The organism is Parablautia sp. Marseille-Q6255, assembly GCF_951230155.1.
Lineage (GTDB): Bacteria > Bacillota > Clostridia > Lachnospirales > Lachnospiraceae > Choladousia.
The window spans coordinates 1-18,228 of record NZ_CATNVD010000017.1 but is presented as its reverse complement, the minus strand read 5'-3'; the positions used below and the strand labels follow the sequence as shown (position 1 = coordinate 18,228).

Below are 18,228 nucleotides of genomic sequence, written 5' to 3'. Positions count from 1 at the left end.
CCTCACCCACCGTTTACTGATGTTTTAATACTCCAAAATCCGACAGTGGCCAGATACGTACCCATGCACGCCCCGTGATCGTATCACGCTTTACATTTCCTACCTTTTCTGTCCTGCTGTCTGTACTGTTGTTGCGGTTGTCCCCCAGCACAAAATACTCATCTTCCCCCAGTGTAATAGGTTCAGCCGCACGCCCCGGATTCTGGATCGTCTCAAGTCCGTAATCCTCCTCCAGGATTTCTCCGTTAATATAAATCGTTCCGTCCGTATCAATCTGCACAGTCTCCCCCGGAAGCCCGATGATACGCTTGATATAATGCTCATTCGGCGCCCCCTGCGGCGGGAACACGATAATATCAAAGCGCTCCGGATCCTTAAAACGATAGGACAGCTTTTCAACGATCAGATTGTCGCCGTCGTTTAAGTTCGGGTTCATCGATCTGCCGTCTACAACGGTGCGCTGCCCGACAAACGTGATCACTACATAGACAAACACGACTACAAACAAAAGCCAGAGCACCCAGCTTAAAATCTCTTTTTTCAGGTCCATTTTCTTTTCACCGGAAGAGCCATTTTCCGGATTCTGTCCCTCTTTCTGATTCTCCATACTCTTCACCACTTTCGTATATGTTATCTTATTCTTCTGCAGGCGGCCGCTCCAATGTAATGCGCCCGAGCCTGCCGCTTCTGAAGTCTTCTACAATAAGCGCTGCTGCTTTCGGATAATCCGGCAGATCGCCTTTTAGCTTGCAGCCGCGCACATGCGCGATCTGCTCCAGAAGCTGTACCGCAGTTCCTTCCTCGGGTACCTGATAGCGCTGCGCCAGCCGTCCCGGGTACGTTTCCCGCATAAAATCAAGGATCCATAAAGCCAGCTCCTCCGCCTGCAAAATTTCATCCTTGATCGAACCGATCACCGCAAGCTTCTGCCCGACACTCTGATCCTCAAACTTCGGCCAGAGGATCCCCGGCGTGTCCAAAAGCTCCACGTTCCTGTTCAGGCGGATCCACTGCTTCCCCTTGGTCACACCCGGACGGTTTCCGGTCTTCGTACAGGCCTTTCCCGCATATGTATTGATAAAGGTAGACTTTCCGACATTCGGGATACCTGCAACCATTGCCCGCACCGGACGGTTCATGATACCTCGTTTGCGGTCCCTCTCGATTTTTTCTCTGCACGCTTCCTGCACGGCCGCCTGGATCTGCTTCATCCCTGCTGCATTTCTTGCATTGAGCGCTACGGCGGAGTATCCTTTTTTCCTGAAATATTCTGCCCACAGCTGATTTTGCTGCTCATCTGCCAGATCAGACTTATTCAAAAGGATCAGACGCGCTTTGTTCTTTCCCAGCTCGTCAATATCCGGATTGCGGCTGGAGGCGGGCACTCGCGCATCCACCAGCTCGATCACCAGATCGATCAGCTTAATGTCTTCCTGCATCATCCGCCTGGCCTTTGTCATATGACCGGGATACCACTGATAATTCATTCACTGCTCCATTTCCGCTGCCCGGCTCCGGCACAGGCAGCCTGTACTCTTATTCCTTCAAAAAACCGCGATGCTCTGACGGGGACAGGACAAACCATACCTTTCCTTCAATAAAGCTGGAATGCACCAGTCCTACATCGGCAAACCGGCTGTCCTCGCTGTTGTTCCGGTTGTCACCCAGAACAAAGTACTCTTTATCGCCAAGCGTGATCTCTTCTGCTGCCATACCCGGATTCGTAATAACAGGATAACTCTTTTTCTCCAGATATACAACACCATCAATGTAGATCATACCGTCTTTTATCTGTACCGTCTCACCCGGAAGTCCGATCACACGCTTGATGCTTGATCTGCCGGTCGTGCTCCCATTTGGTTTAAATGAGATCACATCGCCTCTTTTCGGTGAACCGAGCCGATAGGAAAGGACATTCAAAAGCACCGTATCACCGCCCGAGAGCGTTACATCCATAGACTGACCGACATTTGTACGTGACTGTCCAAAAAAATAGACTACAACGTACGCAAACAAAATGACAACCAGTATCTCAAAGGTCCACAAAAATATATTGCGGATCACGGATCTCTTTTTGTGCGGCACAGCTTCTGCCGGCTGCGCAAGCTCCATCACGCCAGGCTCTCTGCGCCTTTGTCTCTGCCTTTTCATCACACACTCCTTCCCCCGTCTGACGCCGGATACTGTGGCATCAAAACGCAAACAGGGAGAATTCACACGATGTAATTCTCCCTGATCCACTCATTATTTCACCAGTTCTTTCACCTTAGCACGTTTGCCAACACGACCTCTTAAGTAAGTCAGTTTTGCACGTCTTACTTTACCGTGTCTGATCACTTCTACCTTCTCAACTGACGGAGAATGAAGCGGCCATGTCTTCTCAACACCTACGCCATTGGAGTTCTTGCGAACTGTGAACGTAGCTCTGACGCTTCCGCCCTGCTTCTTAATAACAACACCTTCGAAAACCTGGATTCTCTCGCGGTTTCCCTCTTTGATCTTACCGTAAACCTTTACCGTATCACCTACGTTAAACTGCGGTACGTCTGCGCGAAGCTGTTCAGCCTCAATGTTCTTAATAATCTCGTTCATTGTGTGCCTCCTTATATTCTCGGATGTTCTTAATACAATCTGTAACAGAGGACCATCTCTTTCTCACAACGCAAATAATTTTATCATGTTTTTTCCTAAAATGCAAGAAGTTTTGTCAAAAAACTCTTCTGTTCTTCCGTCAGGCGCTCGTCTCCTTCATCTGCCAGCAGCGCCCGGAGGAATTTGCGGTCCTTTTTATCAAATGCAACCTCCAAAAGCAGCTCCGGCCTACTTTTTAATGTCCGCAGGATCGACTGGTCGCGCCGCCAGCGGTCTACATTGCCATGGTGTCCTGACAGAAGAACAGGCGGCACCTCCTTTCCGCGCCATACTGCCGGACGGCTGTACTGCGGATACTCCAGCAAATTTCCCTGAAAGCTCTCAAACTGCCCGGATTCCTGATTGCTCAGTACTCCCGGCACCATCCTTGAGATCGAGTCCATCATGACCATCGCAGGAAGCTCGCCGCCTGTGAGCACGTAGTCTCCGATCGACACAAAGTCTGTCGCTATCTCTTCCAGCACACGCTCGTCAATCCCCTCATAATGTCCGCACAAAAAGATCAGATTTTCTTCCTGCGCCAGCTCTTCTGCCATCCTCTGATCAAATACTCTGCCCTGCGGCGTCAGATATACCAGACGCGGCCTGGATCCGATTTTTTCCACGAGTCCCTCATATGCGCGGCAAACCGGCTCTGCCTGCATCACCATTCCCGCGCCGCCCCCATAGGGATAATCGTCTATCCTTCCATTTCCAGTCTCAGAATACGCACGGATATTTACCGTTTCCAAAGACAGAAGCCCCTTTGCGATCGCACGTCCGGTAATACTCGTATGCATTCCGTTTTCAATCATTTCAGGAAACAATGTCATCACATAAAAATTCATTCAAGCAGCCCCTCCAGCAAATGTACCGTCATCCGCCCCGCTTCTACGTCCACCTCAAGAATGCACTGGCGGATCGCAGGGATCAGCACCTCCCGGCCGTCTTCCAGACGCACCTCATATACATCATTCGCACCTGTCTGCAGAACCTCCTCAAGCATTCCGAGATGACTGCCGTCTTCAAGGCAGACATCCATTCCGATCAGATCTGCGATAAAATATTCATTTTTTTTCAGCTTCACTGCGTGTTCCCGCGTTACGTAAAGATTCTTCCCCTTAAAAGCCATCACGTCTTCGATCTTATCACAGCCGCGAAACTTCAGTATCACAAGATTCTTAAAAAATTTCACCTGCATCACTTCAAGCTCCCGCATGCCTTTCCCGGTATCCAGGAGTACCTGCTTTAGCTTTTTGAAGCGCTTCGGATCATCCGTCGTTGGAAACACCTTGACCTCTCCTGCAAGACCATGCGTCGATGTCACTGCCCCCACCTGTAAAATATCCTGCATAATTTTCTCCTCGTATTCTTTCCCATGATACAAAAAACTGCCGTACTGATCGTATGATCAATCACGGCAGTCGATTTTACTGTAAAATATCCACAATCACCTTCCGGTCTTCCTTCGATGCTGCAGCTTTTACAACAGAGCGGATTGCTTTTGCAATCCTCCCCTGTTTGCCGATCACCTTGCCCATATCGGACGGTGCGACCTTGAGCTCCAAAACAAGAGCCTTCCCACTTTCTTTCTCAGTAACTACTACTTCGTCCGGATTTTCGACTAGAGACTTTGCAATTACTTCAACTAACTCTCTCATCATGCTCACCTCTATCTTACTTCTCGATACCAGCTACTTTGAAAAGTTTGCTGACAACCTCTGTCGGCTGAGCACCGTTTGCAAGCCACTTCTTTGCAAGCTCCTCATTGATCTTGAACTCGCTCGGATCTGTGTTCGGGTTGTAAGTACCGATCTCCTCGATACATCTTCCGTCTCTCGGTGATCTGGAATCTGCTACAACGATTCTATAGAAAGGAGCCTTTTTCTGTCCCATTCTTCTTAATCTGATCTTTACTGCCATCACTTTCACCTCCTTAGGGATTTTGTATTATGTTAAAAGGGAAGTTTAAACTTGCCTCTTTTACCTGCCTTACCTCCGAACATACCGGAGTACTGCTTCATCATCTTGCGGCTCTGCTCAAACTGCTTTACCAGCTTATTTACCTCACTGATATCCACGCCTGCGCCATCCGCGATCCTGCGCTTTCTCGACGGATTAAGGATCTCCGGATTCGACCGCTCCTTTGGCGTCATGGAGAGGATCATCGCCTCGATGCGCCCCATTTTCTTCTCATCGATCGCATCCTCGAGCTGTTTCATCTGAGCGCCGCCAACTCCCGGCATCATGCTCAGGATACTGGAGAGACCGCCCATGTTTTTCATCTGGTTCATGCTCTCAAGATAATCATCAAAACCAAACTGTGCTTTGCGCAGCTTCTGCTCCATAGAGCGCGCTTTTTCCTCGTCTATCGTCTCCTGTGCCTTTTCAATCAGGGAAAGCACATCGCCCATACCGAGGATCCTGGACGCCATACGATCCGGGTAAAACTGCTCCAGATCGGAAAGCTTTTCGCCCATACCTGCATAGAGGATCGGTTTTCCGCAGGTCGCTTTGATAGAAAGCGCTGCGCCGCCTCTCGTATCGCCGTCAAGCTTTGTCAGGATAACTCCGTCAATCCCGATTTTCTCCTCAAACATGGAAGCGACATTCACCGCATCCTGTCCTGTCATGGCATCTACCACGAGGACTGTCTGATCAACTGCCACATGCTCCTTGATCTGCTGCAGCTCTTTCATCATGTCTTCATCGACATGAAGCCGCCCTGCCGTATCGAGCATCACAGTATTAAAACCGTTTGCTTTCGCATACTCGACCGCCCTTTGCGCGATCTCGACCGGGCTGATCTTATCGCCAAGCGCAAAGACCTCTACCCCCTGCTTTTCACCATTGACCTGGAGCTGCTTGATCGCAGCCGGCCGGTATACATCACATGCAACAAGCAGTGGTTTCCGTCCCTTGGACTTGAACTTGCCCGCCAGCTTCGCCGCTGTAGTCGTCTTACCTGCGCCCTGCAGACCTGCCATCATAATGACAGTAATCTCAGAGCCGGATTTCAGGGCGATCTCCGTTGTCTGTGAACCCATCAGCGCAACCAGCTCGTCATTTACGATCTTGATCACCATCTGTCCCGGATTCAGCCCGTTCATCACGTCCTGTCCGACTGCTTTTTCCTGTACGGACTTAATAAATTGTTTTACTACCTTGAAACTGACGTCTGCTTCCAGAAGAGCCATCTTAACCTCACGAAGCGCTGTCTTTACGTCAGCCTCTGTCAGTCTTCCCTTGCTGCGCAGATTCTTAAATACATTCTGCAGCTTTTCGGATAAGCTTTCAAAAGCCATATTATAACTCCTCTAAAATCATATCGGAAATATCCAGCACTCTGTGCGCCAGTACTTCCTTCTCGATCGTCTCATACTGTGAGGACAGTTTCTGGATCTGCTGCACATTTTCCCGTATCCGCAGGAAGCGTTCTACCAGATGAAGCTTTTCTTCGTATCCCGCGAGGATCTTATTGCACCGCTTGACCAGCTCGTGTATCCCCTGACGGCTGATGCCAAATTCCTCTGCCGCCTCAGAGTATGACAGATCGTTTCCCACAACCTCTTCATATACACTGCGCTGATGCTCCGTCAGCAGCTCCCCGTAAAAATCATACAGAAGCGACTGCCTTAAAAAATCATCCATGTCCATCACCTCTGCTATCTTATAGCAAAAACCGTGCGGTGTCAAGTATTTTTTCTTTACGAACTTATGTTCGTGTTATTTCGTCTTTGCTTATCTCTTGTAATATCAAGGTCTTTCCGTTTTCCTCATTTTCGTCTTGCACCATCTTATTTCATCTTAATATTTTTATTTGTCACAGAAATTGTCACAAACTACTATGATATTTTCACAGTCCTCGCAATGTTCTCCTGTTCTTTTTGTTTATCCTCTGTAAGGTGTGTATAGGTGTCTAATGTTATTGATGTAGAAGCGTGCCCCAATATCTGACTAACTATTTTTACATCTGCACCAGCCGAATAAGCAAGGCTTGTATATGTATGGCGTGCCATATGAGGACAAAAGTTTTCAATCTGTACTGTGCCGTTCTTTTCCGCATCTCTGTTTATTCTCTTCACAATTCTTTTTATCAACTCTCGGAAACTAGGTTCATTCCATACATGACCAATGCTATTATAAAACACAAACCCAGAGACCTCCCCTCTCTTATGGCCAGAATCATCCACATACGGCAATTTTTCGCCTTGCACTGCTACGCTTGACATTTTCAGCTTTAACAGAGTTGTCTTTACTACACTGTTCATATAAATAGTTCGATTAGAAGTTTTGCTTTTAGGCGAAGCAATCCCCATCGTAAAACCATAATCCACTTTCCTGTATCTGTTCAGTGTTTTATTGATTGTAATCGTATTCTGCTTGAAATCAATATCATTCCATGTAAGAGCTGCCATTTCTCCAATCCTAAGTCCCAGATTAAAAAGGATCACGAACGCTGGATACGCATAGGCATATTCTTTTTTATGTTTCACATATTCCATGAATACATCAATCTGATTCTGTTCGATAGCTTTTCTTTTTTGGCTCTCAGTCTGAGGTATTTGAAGATTTTTCGCCGGATTCTTCAAAATAACATCATCATCCACCGCACATTCAAATAGTAAATTCAAACAGCTTTTCAGGTTTGACATGGTAGAATGTTTCTTTCCAGATGCAATCATATCATTAATAATCTTCTGGCAGTCCACCTTTGTCACTTTTCCAATTGGCTTTTTGCCTATGGTATTTTTAATGTATGTATTATAATATGATTTGTAATTTATACAGGTAGTGGCTTTTCTTCCACTTCTGGCAAAAGTCTCCATCCAGAAATCAAAATAAGAATTTAAAGACATTTTTGCATCCCTGGTATTTAATTTATTTCCTTTGTCAATCCGGCACAACAACTCATTTTCCTGTGCTCTTAATTCAGCCAAATCTGTAGCCGTAATTGATATTCTTTCTCCATCAATCATTTTTCGGAACATATACCGTTTGTTCTTTGAGTCATAATACTCTCCAGTTCTCAGATTTCTCCCTTTATTGTCTTTCCGCTTTCCTGCCATAATCTCCACCCTTTCTTCATTATCAGGCTCGTTATTTAGTAAAAGCCGGGAAATGGCCTAATAAAGCATAAACCATCCCCAGCCCTTACTTTCTTACCCTCTAATGTACAGATACTCCAAAAGCCGATAAACACGTTTTAAAATATATTCATTCTGTACTTTGTCTAACAAATCAAAAATCATTTTCTTGTAGTCCATGCTGACTGCTCCCCCTCATTTTTTAATTTTGCTCTGTTATATGGTACTGTAACGAAATCACAAATAATCTTCAGTACTGATTCGTCTGTGATTTTCTGAACCATCTCCACAATATTCTTCTGATAATCCATAACTTTCACCCCCACTTTTCAATTATTCCAGACACTAATCCCAATAGATAATCAATCAGTTCCGGTTTCTCAATATTATTAATCAGATCAATCAACTGTTTCTTTCGGTCAGCTGTTTCCTGTAATTCAGCGATTATTTCACTTGCTAAAGTTTCTTTGTGCATTTCTCAAAGTCCTCCTTGATTTCTAGCCGAATAAGCCATATAATCGAAGTATATCCGGCTTTTATGCTTTTGTCCGGGTTATTCTGCCTTTGGAGAAGTTGCCGCTTCTTCAAGGGCTTTTTTCGCATCTTCCAATTCTTTAACTACTTTATCGTAGGTAGCCAACATTAACTCATATCGTTCCACAGGAATACAAACACATTTTTGCATAACTTTCTCCTTATCTTATGTATTTATCATAGGTACCAATAACAGAATAAGAAATACCGCTGTTATATAATTTTCGTATATCTTCTATTGTATTTGGATGTAAAAGTTTAAGCCAATCCAATAAATCCCTTCTGCTATTTACGACTAAGCTCTGACGCTCCCCGCAAAAATCAATGCGGTATCTCACGCTATAACCACCTCCTGAACCTGTGATCGTCCAAAGAACCTGGCTTTATACATGGCTCCATCTCCTTTACTGCCCCATATCAAATCAGCACCAAATACAGCCTTGCTGCCATGTATAACCTCATATCCCAGCTTTTTCCACTCACTCCATGTATTTGTTTCCTCTGTGACTCCTGCCGCCGCTTTAGCTCTCTCAATGCGGTTTTGGTTAATTTCAACAGCCTTTGCAGACAGCCAAGCCCTGTGAAGTGCTTCGGAAAATGTAATTTCCGCTTTTCTGAAAAGTTCCCATGCCTTTTTCATTATCTGGCCTAAATTGTATTTCATCTTATGACCTCCTTTGTATTGGAACAAGCCCCGGCAGGTCTTAAAGCTATCTAAGGTATCTTGACCATCTCATTATCCCCTTACCCTTGTCCGGTGTTATGTCGGTGTCTCCGGTGTGCTTTCGCTACTTCGTTTTCACCTTTCGCTTATTCCGTTTCCTTTATCTTATGTCCTCATTATACCACGTACGTAGCTTATAGTCTATTGACATATTTCACAAATATGTACGTGGTATTTCTGTTATTTTCACCATGTACATAGTCTTGATTTTATGGTATACTATGTACATAATAGAAAAGGTGTCACCATTTTTATAACGTCCTACGGAAGGAAGTGAAACAATGACTGAACTTACAGCTAAAACTAAATATAATATGGAATACGCCAAAAACAAACTTAAACGCATCCCGCTTGATGTTCAAAAAGAAAAGTATGATGAAATCAAAGCGGCAGCAGATGCAGCAGGAGAAACTGTAAATGGCTACATAAAAAAATCTATTGACGAAAGAATGTCCAGGGATAATTTGCCTGATAGGGAAGAATAGGCAGGAAACAGGCTATTGCCTTCGCATCAGATATATGCTATATTAATTATAGAATATTTGTATAGGCAATTTTCTGAAAGATTGGCACAAGTCTAAAGGAATGAAGAACCGTCTTTATTGTAAGGGCGGTTTTCTTCATTTTCTGCTTGTATCCTGCTGCCAGATATGCTATATTGATAATAGAAAAGGGAAAGTCAGAAACACACAGCCTACCCTCAATAATAATCAACTATATGCTTTACAGCATCAGCCGTTCACTATTCGCAGTAGTGGGCGGCTATTTTCTTCCCTTGAAAATCTCGTAAATGAGACTAGCAAGGGCAACCAACAAGATACCTATCTGGATTAAATCCGAATATGTAACATACATTGGCATCGCCCTCCTTTCCTCTTTGGTCTGGAGGGTTAGCCCCTCCGAGATGGAGGGTAGGCCGCCTTTTATGTGCTCTGACTTTCCGTAATGTCAGCATAGCACAGTTTCCCATATCAGGCAATCACATTATTTCCAATTATTTTCAATTTCGGCAGCAGGAATTATTCGTTCTATCTCAACGCAAAATTCCTCACCGTATACACTTCTTCTTGTAGAAATTCCTATTTGCGCATAATCGCCAATTTTTGCCCCCTCTTGAAAACCTTTGATTTTTACTTTCCGCCCCTGATAATCAAGTTCAAGATTTGTCAAAGTATATTGTTTTCCACCTCGGCTTGTTCCGTTATATACCGAAACACCAATTATTTTCAAAACCATACAACAATTATTACTCATGTATTCCGCGTCCTTTCTCCACATTATAATTTTTTGCCTTATTTCGACTTCTAGGAGGGTGGGCGGTATATTCCCACCCTAAAACAATTATCGCTATTGCTGACACACTGTTTCCTTTTCCTCCTTTTTCCGCACGTTTAATTTGTTCTGATGTTCCTTTATTCAAAATCAATTTTGTCCGTTGAATACTTCCTTGTGAAGTTCCAGCGATTTTGGCAAGTTCCTTTCTCGTTGTTGTTTTTTTCTTTTTTTCAGCTTCTGACCATTTGGTCAAAAGCTGTGGGTTCTTCCCTCCTGTAGAAGTTGCTTGACGCCCTTTCATCCTTTCCGAAATAACAGATTCGTATTTCAGTGCAATTCTATTTCTTTGAAAATCAGTAAGGTTTCTCCGTCCCAACTGATTCCTCAAAATCCACTCCAAAGCTTCTTCCTGATCTTTCCTTCGTTCTCTTTCCCCTTCCACATTATGATTTTAGGCTTATTTCCGGCTCAAAATGAATTTAGGCTAAATAGTACCTTAAAGCTATTTCAAGCCGGAATTGCCCTATTTTTATTTATCTACTACATGATTATTAAATACCACTAACCTCAATGGGTGTTGCCGCCATTCGTTCCGAATACTCTTTGGCATATTTAGCCGCCGGGCTTTCCTCATTACTATCATCAATAGAAATAGAGAATTTCAACGGCGTTTTCTCTGTTTCTTTCCGTTCGACTTTCTGACCGTTTTCGTCAATTTCATCAAGAACCACATCAGCAACCGTCACAGAAGAAAACTTTCTTTCAAGGCTATCGAGGAAAAGCCCACTCGCCGCCATTTTAACCATGCGTTCATCGGTAGTCGTTGTGTTATCAATTTTTGTATTGCCATCAAATCTTTTGACACAATCAATTAACCTTTCAGCCGCTTCATTTATAATTGATGTTGCTGTAGCCTCATCTGGCAACGATAGTTTAAAACCTGATTTTCCAGCCATATCTGTTATTTTCCGGCAGCAGATGGAAGAACCGGAACGAAGTGCTTTTTCTGCGTAAATAGAAATTTCCTCTTTGCTCAACGGAATGCCGGCAGAGGATAAAATATTCAGTTCATTTAGCAGTTCAAAATCAATTCGACTAGTTGTCTTTCCTTGTTCTGCGGCCTGCATGGTTTTCACACTGTTTTCAAGCATGGAAAGATATTCTGACCGAATCGCTTTTTCTTTTTGGCTGTATTCTTCATCCAACTGTTCAAATTTTTCTTTCCGTTTTTCCGGGAGATATGTATTTTTTATTTCCTCAGCCCTTTTTTGTTTCTCTGCTGCAAGTGGGCTAATCTCATTTGTAAACTGGGATAAAATCGTTCTAAAAATATCAAACTTATTCATTCTTAATTCTCCTTTACTATACGCTCTAATTTTCGAATTTGCCCGATAAAAGACCAGTATTGATCTGGAGATTCTTCTTTTACCCGGCGTTTTTCTGTCCATGACATTTTCATAAATTCTTCAAATGTTTTCGGCGGCTCTCTAATTGTTTCCATGTCATCAACTCCCTTTTTGAACCCGTACTTCTGGGTACGCTTGTTAAAAGTGCCTTTTTGCAAATTTTGAAATTTTTTGCGGTCGGCAGCAGGAGGGCCTTTTTATTGGTTTCGGCAACAAAAGCACCTTGCCCGAGCTATTCGGTGGCCTACATACACCCCTCCCGGCTCTCTTCCGATGTATCAAAACCGTATGTCAAAATTTCTGTCTTGATATGTAACCTTTGATTTTTCTTGTAAATAAGCCATTTGCAAGCCTTATCTTATTACCTTGTGACATTTGTTGTGACAAATAGTCTAAAATTCCGGCTTTTCCGGCTCTGCTGCCCCAATATATCCGGCGTGTCTGGCTGCGATCTCCTCCCGGCTACTTGTTGGGTATATGTTATTATTTTCTACTGGTTCCACGCTTACAGAATCTTTGTAGCCTGCCCAGTTTTTCAAAAAGAAGCACCCACTTCCTGGATAAATTTTATTACTTAACATCATCTGCTCCAAAAACGCCGTAATAAACGCCTTAGCCTTTGAAATTAACTCTTGCCGCCTATCACTACACCCCACGCCATGCTCCCAGTTCCATAAAGTTGTTCTTGTAGTCGATAACGCCACCGCCAACGATTCCACGCCCGGACGAATTGAAGAATTTTCACAAAATTGAAAATATTCATCAATCCGGCTTTCAAGTTCCATATCTGTTTCCGGTTTGCCTTTATCATATAATTGTCTTAATGAACTAACTGTGCCTTTCACAAATTCAGCCGGAACCTCATTTAATTGACCTGTTGGGAAATTATTCTGTTTTGCCATCTTTCAAACTCTCTTTCTCTGAAAAATCACTGTTATTTTCAACTTTTTTTGTAATGTTAAGTTGTTCGCAGCGGTTGCCCTTATCTTCTCTATCTGGCTTATCCCGCTGCTTCAGTGTCTCCTGTACAAACCGGTTCCAATTTGCCATGTATTCCATCTGACGCACCTCCCTTTCCTCTTGACTGACAGTTCCTCTCAATTTCCGCCAGAACCGCCAACAATAACGACTTCATAAAATTTGCTTGTGGTTCCTTTTCATATTCCTTCATGATTTCTTCGGAAGTCTGAACAAGTTCACCCCATTCTTCATCATTTCCTGCCATTCCAGCAAACTTCTTGTGAAGCTGCCATGCTTCGCTCCAAATATTAAAATACCGCTGCTTAAAATCCATGTATTTACCCCTTTCTGTCTTATCAGGCCTGATAAGGAAAAATCTCTTTGCGTCACTTTCGCCATTTTTTTCTCGCAACTTCTTTTATATATGTATTTATACTTATTATCATTGTTTTACATAGTTATAAGTAAAAAACTGACGGTATTGACGGTAATCGCTGTAAATCATTGAATATTCAAGATTTTTCAGCCGTCACTTTTTTCCAAATACTGACGATATGCTGACGATTTTGACTAAAAACTGACGTCACTTTTTCAATCAAATGGCAAATCCTTAAGCTGTTCCTGCGTCACAACAATAAAATCGTCACTTTTTTGATTGTCTGCCGTCACTTTGCCGACAGAAAATCCACAAAAATAGCGTTCCGTTTTTCCTCGTGCCTCTGAAAAATTCTTTGTCCTTAAAGCTTTGAAAAAACTGTTCCTAGTGAGTGCTGTCCGTTCCTCCGCTTCACAAAATTCTTTAAAGTCATCAAACGCCAGTGTACGATCCGCTTTCAATTCTGCTCTAACGGTGCAACGCTCAGCCAGCCAACTTTCTACAACGTCCGAATCTCGCCTCATCTGTGCCACAGCTTGACGACTGTTTGCTGATTCTGTGATGGTTCCGCGTTGATACATTTCATGCAATGCCAGAACTGCCAATTGCACGAAGTAGGGTAGTTCCTTTTCAAGTCGTTCCATCAAATTCGGATCTGGGTTTTCCGGTTGCCTGTCCATCTTCAGAATAAGCAATCGCCGAAAAAAGCCGTTCGTTCGCTCTGATGTTACAAGAGGAAGAGTATTAGTAGAAAACAACATTTTAGCGTAATTTTTGAACATGAACCCATTTTTTCCTTTTTGTTCCCCGAAAATAAAGTCTTCTCCTAGTAATTTTTTCATTGTTGCCGTATCTTCCAAAGCTTCTACGGATAAATCAGCGCATGAATTTAACGTTTTCCCGACCAATAATGATGTTGAAAATCGCCTACTCAGCTCTTGAAGCGAGATATTGCTTACATTAGATACTCCAACCGCTTTTTCAATCAAGGAAATCAAAAGGCTTTTTCCTGTTCCGCCCAGACCACACAAAATTAAAAACTTTTGCTGTGACGTGTCTTTCGTCAGACATAGGCCAGCGTATTCCAATAGCATTTCTTTGTCCTCTGTACAGTTAAAAATAAAGCTGAAAAAACGTTCTATTTCTGTGCCCTCTGAAGATTTTTTCACATCCTCCCATTTCCAGGGCACTTGATTAATGCTCAAAAATTGGGGGCTGTGTTCTATTTGATTCATGCTTTTAGAATCCACCATGCAATCCTGAAAATTAACCCAACTTTTCGGATATTGGTTTGCTTTTGCAATATCCTTTTGTAGTTCGTCCGCATCTACTATCAAGTTGTAGATTTGGTTAATTGTGCGGCTTTTCTTGAATTGGTCAAATAAACATTCACGAATTATCTTTTTCAATTTGGTGCCCTGGAGATCTGGCTCAAATACGCCATGATCATAAATATATGGACAGCCGCATACAAACATTGGATAATTATTTGTTATGTATTCAAAAATTCGAAAATCAAACGTCCCGGTCGGCTTTCCATGCGAATCAATCAAATGAAATTGAATCTTATCAACTTGCAAATCTCAACCACCTTCCTCAATGCACAAACAGTCAAGTTTATAATTTAAAAGCTGGCTCCTATTTTTGCACTCGCACCAAACCCACGACAAAGGTGATATATGCTCTGATGCAAGTAAATTTTCATAAATAGTAAATTCTGCTTTCAACGAATTAACCTTATTTCTCCATTGTTCTTTCCGTTTTTCCTCTACTTTTTTAGCTGCTTGCCTATCTAGTTCCTGCTGCCGGATTTTCTGCCGTATATTTTCCTTATCAGGCGAATTAGAAATGCCATATGCAGATTTAATTTCACTTAAAGCTATCCATGAATCGACTTGACGAACATGGCTCCACAATCGAATAGCATCGCCGCCGATTCCACGCCCGTAATCAAAAAATGATTGTGTTTTGGGATAGATTTTTATTGATGCTGTTCGCTCTTGAGGAAATTTATACATTCCTCGTACATCTTTGCCTAATAGGTAGTTAGAAATATCTTCAATTCTAATTTTCTGTTTTATTAATTCAAAATCTTCTTTCATTTTTTAGGAGAAACCGCAGTTTTATGTCCGGACAACTCGTCCTCCTAACTTCATTTATTAATTTGGAATTTATGCCGGATTTCGGCGATTTGTCTTTTGTAAATTATTCCCGTAGGTTCTTTTGTGAATTGATCCTCTGTTGAGGTTTTATCTGATGTGAGTCATTCTGCGAACACATTTTCAATGTATTCAAAAAAAATTTTTTTATTGATTCGGTAACTTCGCCCAATCCGCCGAACCGCTTTAGACTCTTCAGCTAACTGTCTAACCACTGTTTGTCCTAGATTTGAGAGTTGGCACGTTTGTTGAATCGTTAACAATTCTCCATTCTCATTACGGTTTTTAGCTAAATTCAATACTATTCCACCTCCATAATTTCACGAACATCGACACCTAAAGCTTTTGCCACTCGTCCTAATGTTGCAGGGCGAACAGAACGCCCAGACATCACATTATTAAGTGTTGGTCGCGGCATTTTGGTAATTGTCTGAATATCTTTTGTATTCATATAATTATTCGCCATAATAATATTTACCTTTACAACATTCGCTTTCATTCTTTACCTCCTCACATTCATTTTGAATATATTTACATATTATCACATTCTTTAAGATTGTGCAACTAGTTTTTTACATTCAAATTGATTGTTTTTCTTTTTTATGATATTATAGATTGTGTAAGGAGGTGGTTATAATGACCTTAGGGAAAAAAATACAATTTTTGCGACAAAAGAAAAAATTAAGTCAAAAAGATTTAGCTGAAAAACTAAACATTGCAACAGGAACTTTACAACAATATGAATTAGATAAACGAGAACCTAAAATAGCAATGTTAAACAAAATAGCTGAAATTCTGGATATTTCTATGAGTATGTTAATATCTAATGCTCTTGAATTTAAAAATGACTCAACTAACAGTTCCTGTGCATTACAAGTGCAATGTGATGTTTGCCATTTTACATACTCTCCTTCTAATAGATACCAAATAAAGGAACATCAAGAATATCATAAAAAGTACAAACAGGCCTTTGATAAATTTGGAAAATTTCTTGATTACAAAGAAGCTGATACAGTATTAGAACGGGTTAGAAATGTATTAAATTCTAAGGACTCGACAGAAGATGAAATATATAATGCAATAATAGATGGTTTTGAAGCTGAATTTTCAAAGTCTCTCTATCGTTCGGGGTTAGATATCAATCATGTTGATTACAATACATATTGCCGGTATGAATTGGAAAAAAGCTTTTATGTTGATGATATTCCTTCAAATGTTTATTTTAGACTACTTGAAAAATATTCAGGTCCACATTTAACCCCCTTTGAATTTTATCCTGTGCGTTGTTACAAAGAAGAACCCTCCCAGTATTCAGAGGAAGCTCAGCAGCAAAAATACCTTGAATCCGCATATTCTCAATTAAATTTTGCTGGTAGAAATAAAGCAATTGAATTATTAGAATTGCTTACCAAAATACCAGAATATCTCACTGAAGAAGAAATTGAATTTAGAAAAATACCATAAAAAATAAGATCCCCCCTCCCAGCACACAGCCGGAAAAGGGGGATTTCTCATTTTTGTCACAACATTGTCACAAAATCCTATTTTTAATTCCTAGACACCGTATAAACACGGCATTTCTAAGATATTCATGTCAAAAATTTTTTATTGACACTTGATTTTTTTATTTTTAATTTACAATCTGCATATGCCCCTCTCCTCTCATTCTATTTCAATCTCAAGGCACCGCAGGAGACTCATCACTTCCGGAAACGAAAACTTTGCCCTGCGCACCCGGTTGTCCTGCGGCGATATCACATAATCCTTCGCACCGCGAAAATCTGCCCTCGTCAGATTAGCGCCGGTAAACACTGTCTCTGCCAGATTGCAGTCTCTGAAATCCGCCTCTGTCAGATCGCACTCCTCAAAAAAGCTTCCCTGCAGATCGCAGCCATGCAGATCCAGTCTTTTCAGCTTTAAGTGATAAAACACATTATATTTCAGCACACAGTCCTCAAATTTTTCAAATGGCAGAAACAGCACATGCGGCTGCGTGATCTTGTCCCAGTTTAAGCCGATGACCGTGCACCCCGTGAAGCGATTCCCCGCTGCCAGAGTATGCGAAAACGCATTATTGACGATCACACACTTGTGAAAAATGCAATTTTTAAACGCACAGCGCTCCAGCACATTTTCAAAAAACTCACACCTGTAAAACTCACATTCCGAGAAGGTCAGATTCTCAAAGCGCTTCCCTTCTATATTTAATTTTTCAAACTTTTGTGATTCGTATTCCATAAACTATGAGCCTCCTCACAGATAAAAAAACGCTCTTTTTCTGATTTATTCTTTGTTTGCGTTTTCGGCGATCATCCGATATCCTCTATAATTAAAATATTGTACGGCAGCAGCGGGGAATTTTCAATCAGAAGATGCTCCAAGTTACTGTCAAGTAATCGTTGGCAAATTTTTTCATACATGATTTATCATACGCCCGTTCAGGATACAGGCAACGCTGCTAACGCATTCTCGCTCCATTTCGCTCGCAGCGGAAGCTGACCTCATCCATCTCACCTGCGACTCTGATTCATTAAGTACCGGCGGCTTCACAGGTGTTGCATTTGGTATCTGTTTTTGTTCCGGGCTGTTTAATATCCTGCCATTGCTAACAGCTTCCGTCCGTCACCTCGCACCTTTCCTTCCAGGCCTACTACATGACCGATCACCGGATATTCATAACCTTTTCCATCCTTCTTCGGTGCCTTTGCTGACAACAGGATCTCCCTATACAGCTCCTCGACTGTCTCCGTCTCAAACAATGGCTGCTTCAGACTCTGTGTTACTTCATACAGTTTTCCACTGCATTTTTTTGCCAGTATCTTTGCCAGATGGTTCCCTCCTCGCTTGCTCCAGCTCGTATGGTTGTGTTTCATCCGTTTCGCGATCACGCTCCATACATGGTTTTCCATCGTTCCCATATTTCTGTATTCCAGCCCCTCCGGGTTCTCCGGCAGTTCTAATCCCTGTGACTGATACGGCAGCAGTCCCTCTTTATTGTTTTTATAATAACGGATCAGTTCTTCCGCGTCCTTGATCTCTTTCTCCTCTGACAGGCTGTTTTTATACAGCTCCAGAT

The 18,228-nt window shown here is 42.3% G+C and carries 29 protein-coding genes; 2 read left to right on the top strand and 27 right to left on the bottom strand.

Translation table 11 applies throughout. The annotated features are described in order from the left end of the window. Window positions 1-13: 13 nt before the first annotated feature. The 15 genes from lepB (QOX44_RS13735) to QOX44_RS13665 all read right to left on the bottom strand — a co-directional run bounded on the left by lepB (QOX44_RS13735) (window position 14) and on the right by QOX44_RS13665 (window position 8,916). Window positions 14-607, bottom strand: coding sequence for a signal peptidase I (gene lepB / locus QOX44_RS13735; RefSeq protein WP_331488410.1), 594 nt, complete (start codon window positions 605-607; stop codon window positions 14-16). A 28-nt stretch (window positions 608-635) separates the two neighbouring features. After that, window positions 636-1,487 carry a ribosome biogenesis GTPase YlqF gene (ylqF, locus tag QOX44_RS13730; RefSeq protein WP_283683842.1) on the bottom strand — a complete coding sequence of 284 codons (852 nt, stop codon included), beginning with the start codon at window positions 1,485-1,487 and terminating at the stop codon, window positions 636-638. A 49-nt stretch (window positions 1,488-1,536) separates the two neighbouring features. Continuing rightward, a complete protein-coding gene (lepB, locus tag QOX44_RS13725; protein ID WP_283683841.1) occupies window positions 1,537-2,151 on the bottom strand; it encodes a signal peptidase I in 615 nt (204 codons plus the stop codon). Between the two features lie 93 nt (window positions 2,152-2,244). Then, a complete protein-coding gene (rplS, locus tag QOX44_RS13720; RefSeq protein WP_283683840.1) occupies window positions 2,245-2,592 on the bottom strand; it encodes a 50S ribosomal protein L19 in 348 nt (115 codons plus the stop codon). Between the two features lie 95 nt (window positions 2,593-2,687). Next, a complete protein-coding gene (gene trmD / locus QOX44_RS13715) occupies window positions 2,688-3,479 on the bottom strand; it encodes a tRNA (guanosine(37)-N1)-methyltransferase TrmD (protein ID WP_283683839.1) in 792 nt (263 codons plus the stop codon). Then, window positions 3,476-3,985 (bottom strand): ribosome maturation factor RimM, encoded by a 510-nt coding sequence (gene rimM, locus QOX44_RS13710; RefSeq protein ID WP_283683837.1) that lies wholly within the window; start codon window positions 3,983-3,985, stop codon window positions 3,476-3,478. Before rimM ends, trmD begins: the two co-directional genes overlap by 4 nt. Window positions 3,986-4,061: 76 nt before the next feature. Next, the gene (locus tag QOX44_RS13705) at window positions 4,062-4,292 is read right to left on the bottom strand and encodes a KH domain-containing protein (RefSeq protein WP_176851299.1); all 231 of its coding nucleotides are present in this window, start codon (window positions 4,290-4,292) and stop codon (window positions 4,062-4,064) included. A 16-nt stretch (window positions 4,293-4,308) separates the two neighbouring features. Then, window positions 4,309-4,554, bottom strand: coding sequence for a 30S ribosomal protein S16 (gene rpsP / locus QOX44_RS13700; protein ID WP_120392143.1), 246 nt, complete (start codon window positions 4,552-4,554; stop codon window positions 4,309-4,311). A 32-nt stretch (window positions 4,555-4,586) separates the two neighbouring features. Beyond that, the gene (gene ffh / locus QOX44_RS13695; RefSeq protein WP_283683834.1) at window positions 4,587-5,936 is read right to left on the bottom strand and encodes a signal recognition particle protein; all 1,350 of its coding nucleotides are present in this window, start codon (window positions 5,934-5,936) and stop codon (window positions 4,587-4,589) included. Between the two features lies 1 nt (window position 5,937). Further along, complete coding sequence (ylxM, locus tag QOX44_RS13690) at window positions 5,938-6,282, bottom strand: YlxM family DNA-binding protein (protein ID WP_283683832.1); 345 nt, start codon at window positions 6,280-6,282, stop codon at window positions 5,938-5,940. A 194-nt stretch (window positions 6,283-6,476) separates the two neighbouring features. Continuing rightward, window positions 6,477-7,700, bottom strand: coding sequence for a tyrosine-type recombinase/integrase (locus QOX44_RS13685; protein ID WP_283683830.1), 1,224 nt, complete (start codon window positions 7,698-7,700; stop codon window positions 6,477-6,479). 179 nt (window positions 7,701-7,879) lie between these two features. Next, window positions 7,880-8,029 carry a hypothetical protein gene (locus QOX44_RS13680; protein ID WP_283683828.1) on the bottom strand — a complete coding sequence of 50 codons (150 nt, stop codon included), beginning with the start codon at window positions 8,027-8,029 and terminating at the stop codon, window positions 7,880-7,882. 5 nt (window positions 8,030-8,034) lie between these two features. Further along, on the bottom strand, window positions 8,035-8,193 hold the full coding sequence (locus QOX44_RS13675) for a hypothetical protein (protein ID WP_283683826.1): 159 nt from the start codon (window positions 8,191-8,193) through the stop codon (window positions 8,035-8,037). Between the two features lie 78 nt (window positions 8,194-8,271). Continuing rightward, window positions 8,272-8,403, bottom strand: a complete 132-nt coding sequence (locus QOX44_RS13670; RefSeq protein ID WP_283683824.1) for a hypothetical protein — start codon at window positions 8,401-8,403, stop codon at window positions 8,272-8,274. A gap of 183 nt (window positions 8,404-8,586) precedes the next feature. Further along, window positions 8,587-8,916, bottom strand: a complete 330-nt coding sequence (locus QOX44_RS13665) for a hypothetical protein (RefSeq protein ID WP_283683822.1) — start codon at window positions 8,914-8,916, stop codon at window positions 8,587-8,589. 341 nt (window positions 8,917-9,257) lie between these two features. Here QOX44_RS13665 and QOX44_RS13660 point away from each other — a divergent pair, with 341 nt between their 5' ends. After that, on the top strand, window positions 9,258-9,461 hold the full coding sequence (locus tag QOX44_RS13660) for a hypothetical protein (RefSeq protein ID WP_283683820.1): 204 nt from the start codon (window positions 9,258-9,260) through the stop codon (window positions 9,459-9,461). A gap of 499 nt (window positions 9,462-9,960) precedes the next feature. Here QOX44_RS13660 and QOX44_RS13655 read toward each other — a convergent pair whose 3' ends face one another. From QOX44_RS13655 to QOX44_RS13610, 10 genes are all read right to left on the bottom strand, one after another. Continuing rightward, complete coding sequence (locus QOX44_RS13655; RefSeq protein ID WP_283683817.1) at window positions 9,961-10,230, bottom strand: hypothetical protein; 270 nt, start codon at window positions 10,228-10,230, stop codon at window positions 9,961-9,963. Then, the gene (locus QOX44_RS13650) at window positions 10,223-10,651 is read right to left on the bottom strand and encodes a hypothetical protein (RefSeq protein ID WP_283683815.1); all 429 of its coding nucleotides are present in this window, start codon (window positions 10,649-10,651) and stop codon (window positions 10,223-10,225) included. Before QOX44_RS13650 ends, QOX44_RS13655 begins: the two co-directional genes overlap by 8 nt. Window positions 10,652-10,802: 151 nt before the next feature. Next, complete coding sequence (locus QOX44_RS13645) at window positions 10,803-11,597, bottom strand: hypothetical protein (RefSeq protein WP_283683814.1); 795 nt, start codon at window positions 11,595-11,597, stop codon at window positions 10,803-10,805. Between the two features lie 2 nt (window positions 11,598-11,599). Next, complete coding sequence (locus QOX44_RS13640) at window positions 11,600-11,752, bottom strand: hypothetical protein (RefSeq protein ID WP_283683813.1); 153 nt, start codon at window positions 11,750-11,752, stop codon at window positions 11,600-11,602. A gap of 297 nt (window positions 11,753-12,049) precedes the next feature. Continuing rightward, window positions 12,050-12,559 carry a hypothetical protein gene (locus tag QOX44_RS13635; protein ID WP_283683812.1) on the bottom strand — a complete coding sequence of 170 codons (510 nt, stop codon included), beginning with the start codon at window positions 12,557-12,559 and terminating at the stop codon, window positions 12,050-12,052. A 98-nt stretch (window positions 12,560-12,657) separates the two neighbouring features. Continuing rightward, window positions 12,658-12,951 (bottom strand): hypothetical protein, encoded by a 294-nt coding sequence (locus QOX44_RS13630; protein ID WP_283683810.1) that lies wholly within the window; start codon window positions 12,949-12,951, stop codon window positions 12,658-12,660. A 257-nt stretch (window positions 12,952-13,208) separates the two neighbouring features. Continuing rightward, entirely contained in the window at window positions 13,209-14,573 is a 1,365-nt protein-coding gene (locus QOX44_RS13625) for a DNA primase family protein (RefSeq protein WP_283683808.1), read from the bottom strand. Between the two features lie 3 nt (window positions 14,574-14,576). Further along, the gene (locus tag QOX44_RS13620; protein ID WP_283683806.1) at window positions 14,577-15,095 is read right to left on the bottom strand and encodes a CHC2 zinc finger domain-containing protein; all 519 of its coding nucleotides are present in this window, start codon (window positions 15,093-15,095) and stop codon (window positions 14,577-14,579) included. Window positions 15,096-15,256: 161 nt separating this feature from the next. After that, window positions 15,257-15,451 (bottom strand): DUF6462 family protein, encoded by a 195-nt coding sequence (locus QOX44_RS13615; RefSeq protein ID WP_283683804.1) that lies wholly within the window; start codon window positions 15,449-15,451, stop codon window positions 15,257-15,259. A 2-nt stretch (window positions 15,452-15,453) separates the two neighbouring features. After that, the gene (locus QOX44_RS13610; RefSeq protein WP_283683802.1) at window positions 15,454-15,651 is read right to left on the bottom strand and encodes a helix-turn-helix domain-containing protein; all 198 of its coding nucleotides are present in this window, start codon (window positions 15,649-15,651) and stop codon (window positions 15,454-15,456) included. Between the two features lie 137 nt (window positions 15,652-15,788). Here QOX44_RS13610 and QOX44_RS13605 point away from each other — a divergent pair, with 137 nt between their 5' ends. Beyond that, complete coding sequence (locus QOX44_RS13605; protein ID WP_283683800.1) at window positions 15,789-16,616, top strand: helix-turn-helix domain-containing protein; 828 nt, start codon at window positions 15,789-15,791, stop codon at window positions 16,614-16,616. A gap of 198 nt (window positions 16,617-16,814) precedes the next feature. Here the strand turns inward: QOX44_RS13605 and QOX44_RS13600 are convergent, their stop codons facing one another. Beyond that, on the bottom strand, window positions 16,815-17,390 hold the full coding sequence (locus QOX44_RS13600; RefSeq protein ID WP_283683799.1) for a pentapeptide repeat-containing protein: 576 nt from the start codon (window positions 17,388-17,390) through the stop codon (window positions 16,815-16,817). Window positions 17,391-17,740: 350 nt separating this feature from the next. Further along, window positions 17,741-18,228 (bottom strand): UPF0236 family transposase-like protein (locus tag QOX44_RS13595; protein WP_283683797.1); only part of this gene is annotated, 488 nt, incomplete at its 5' end.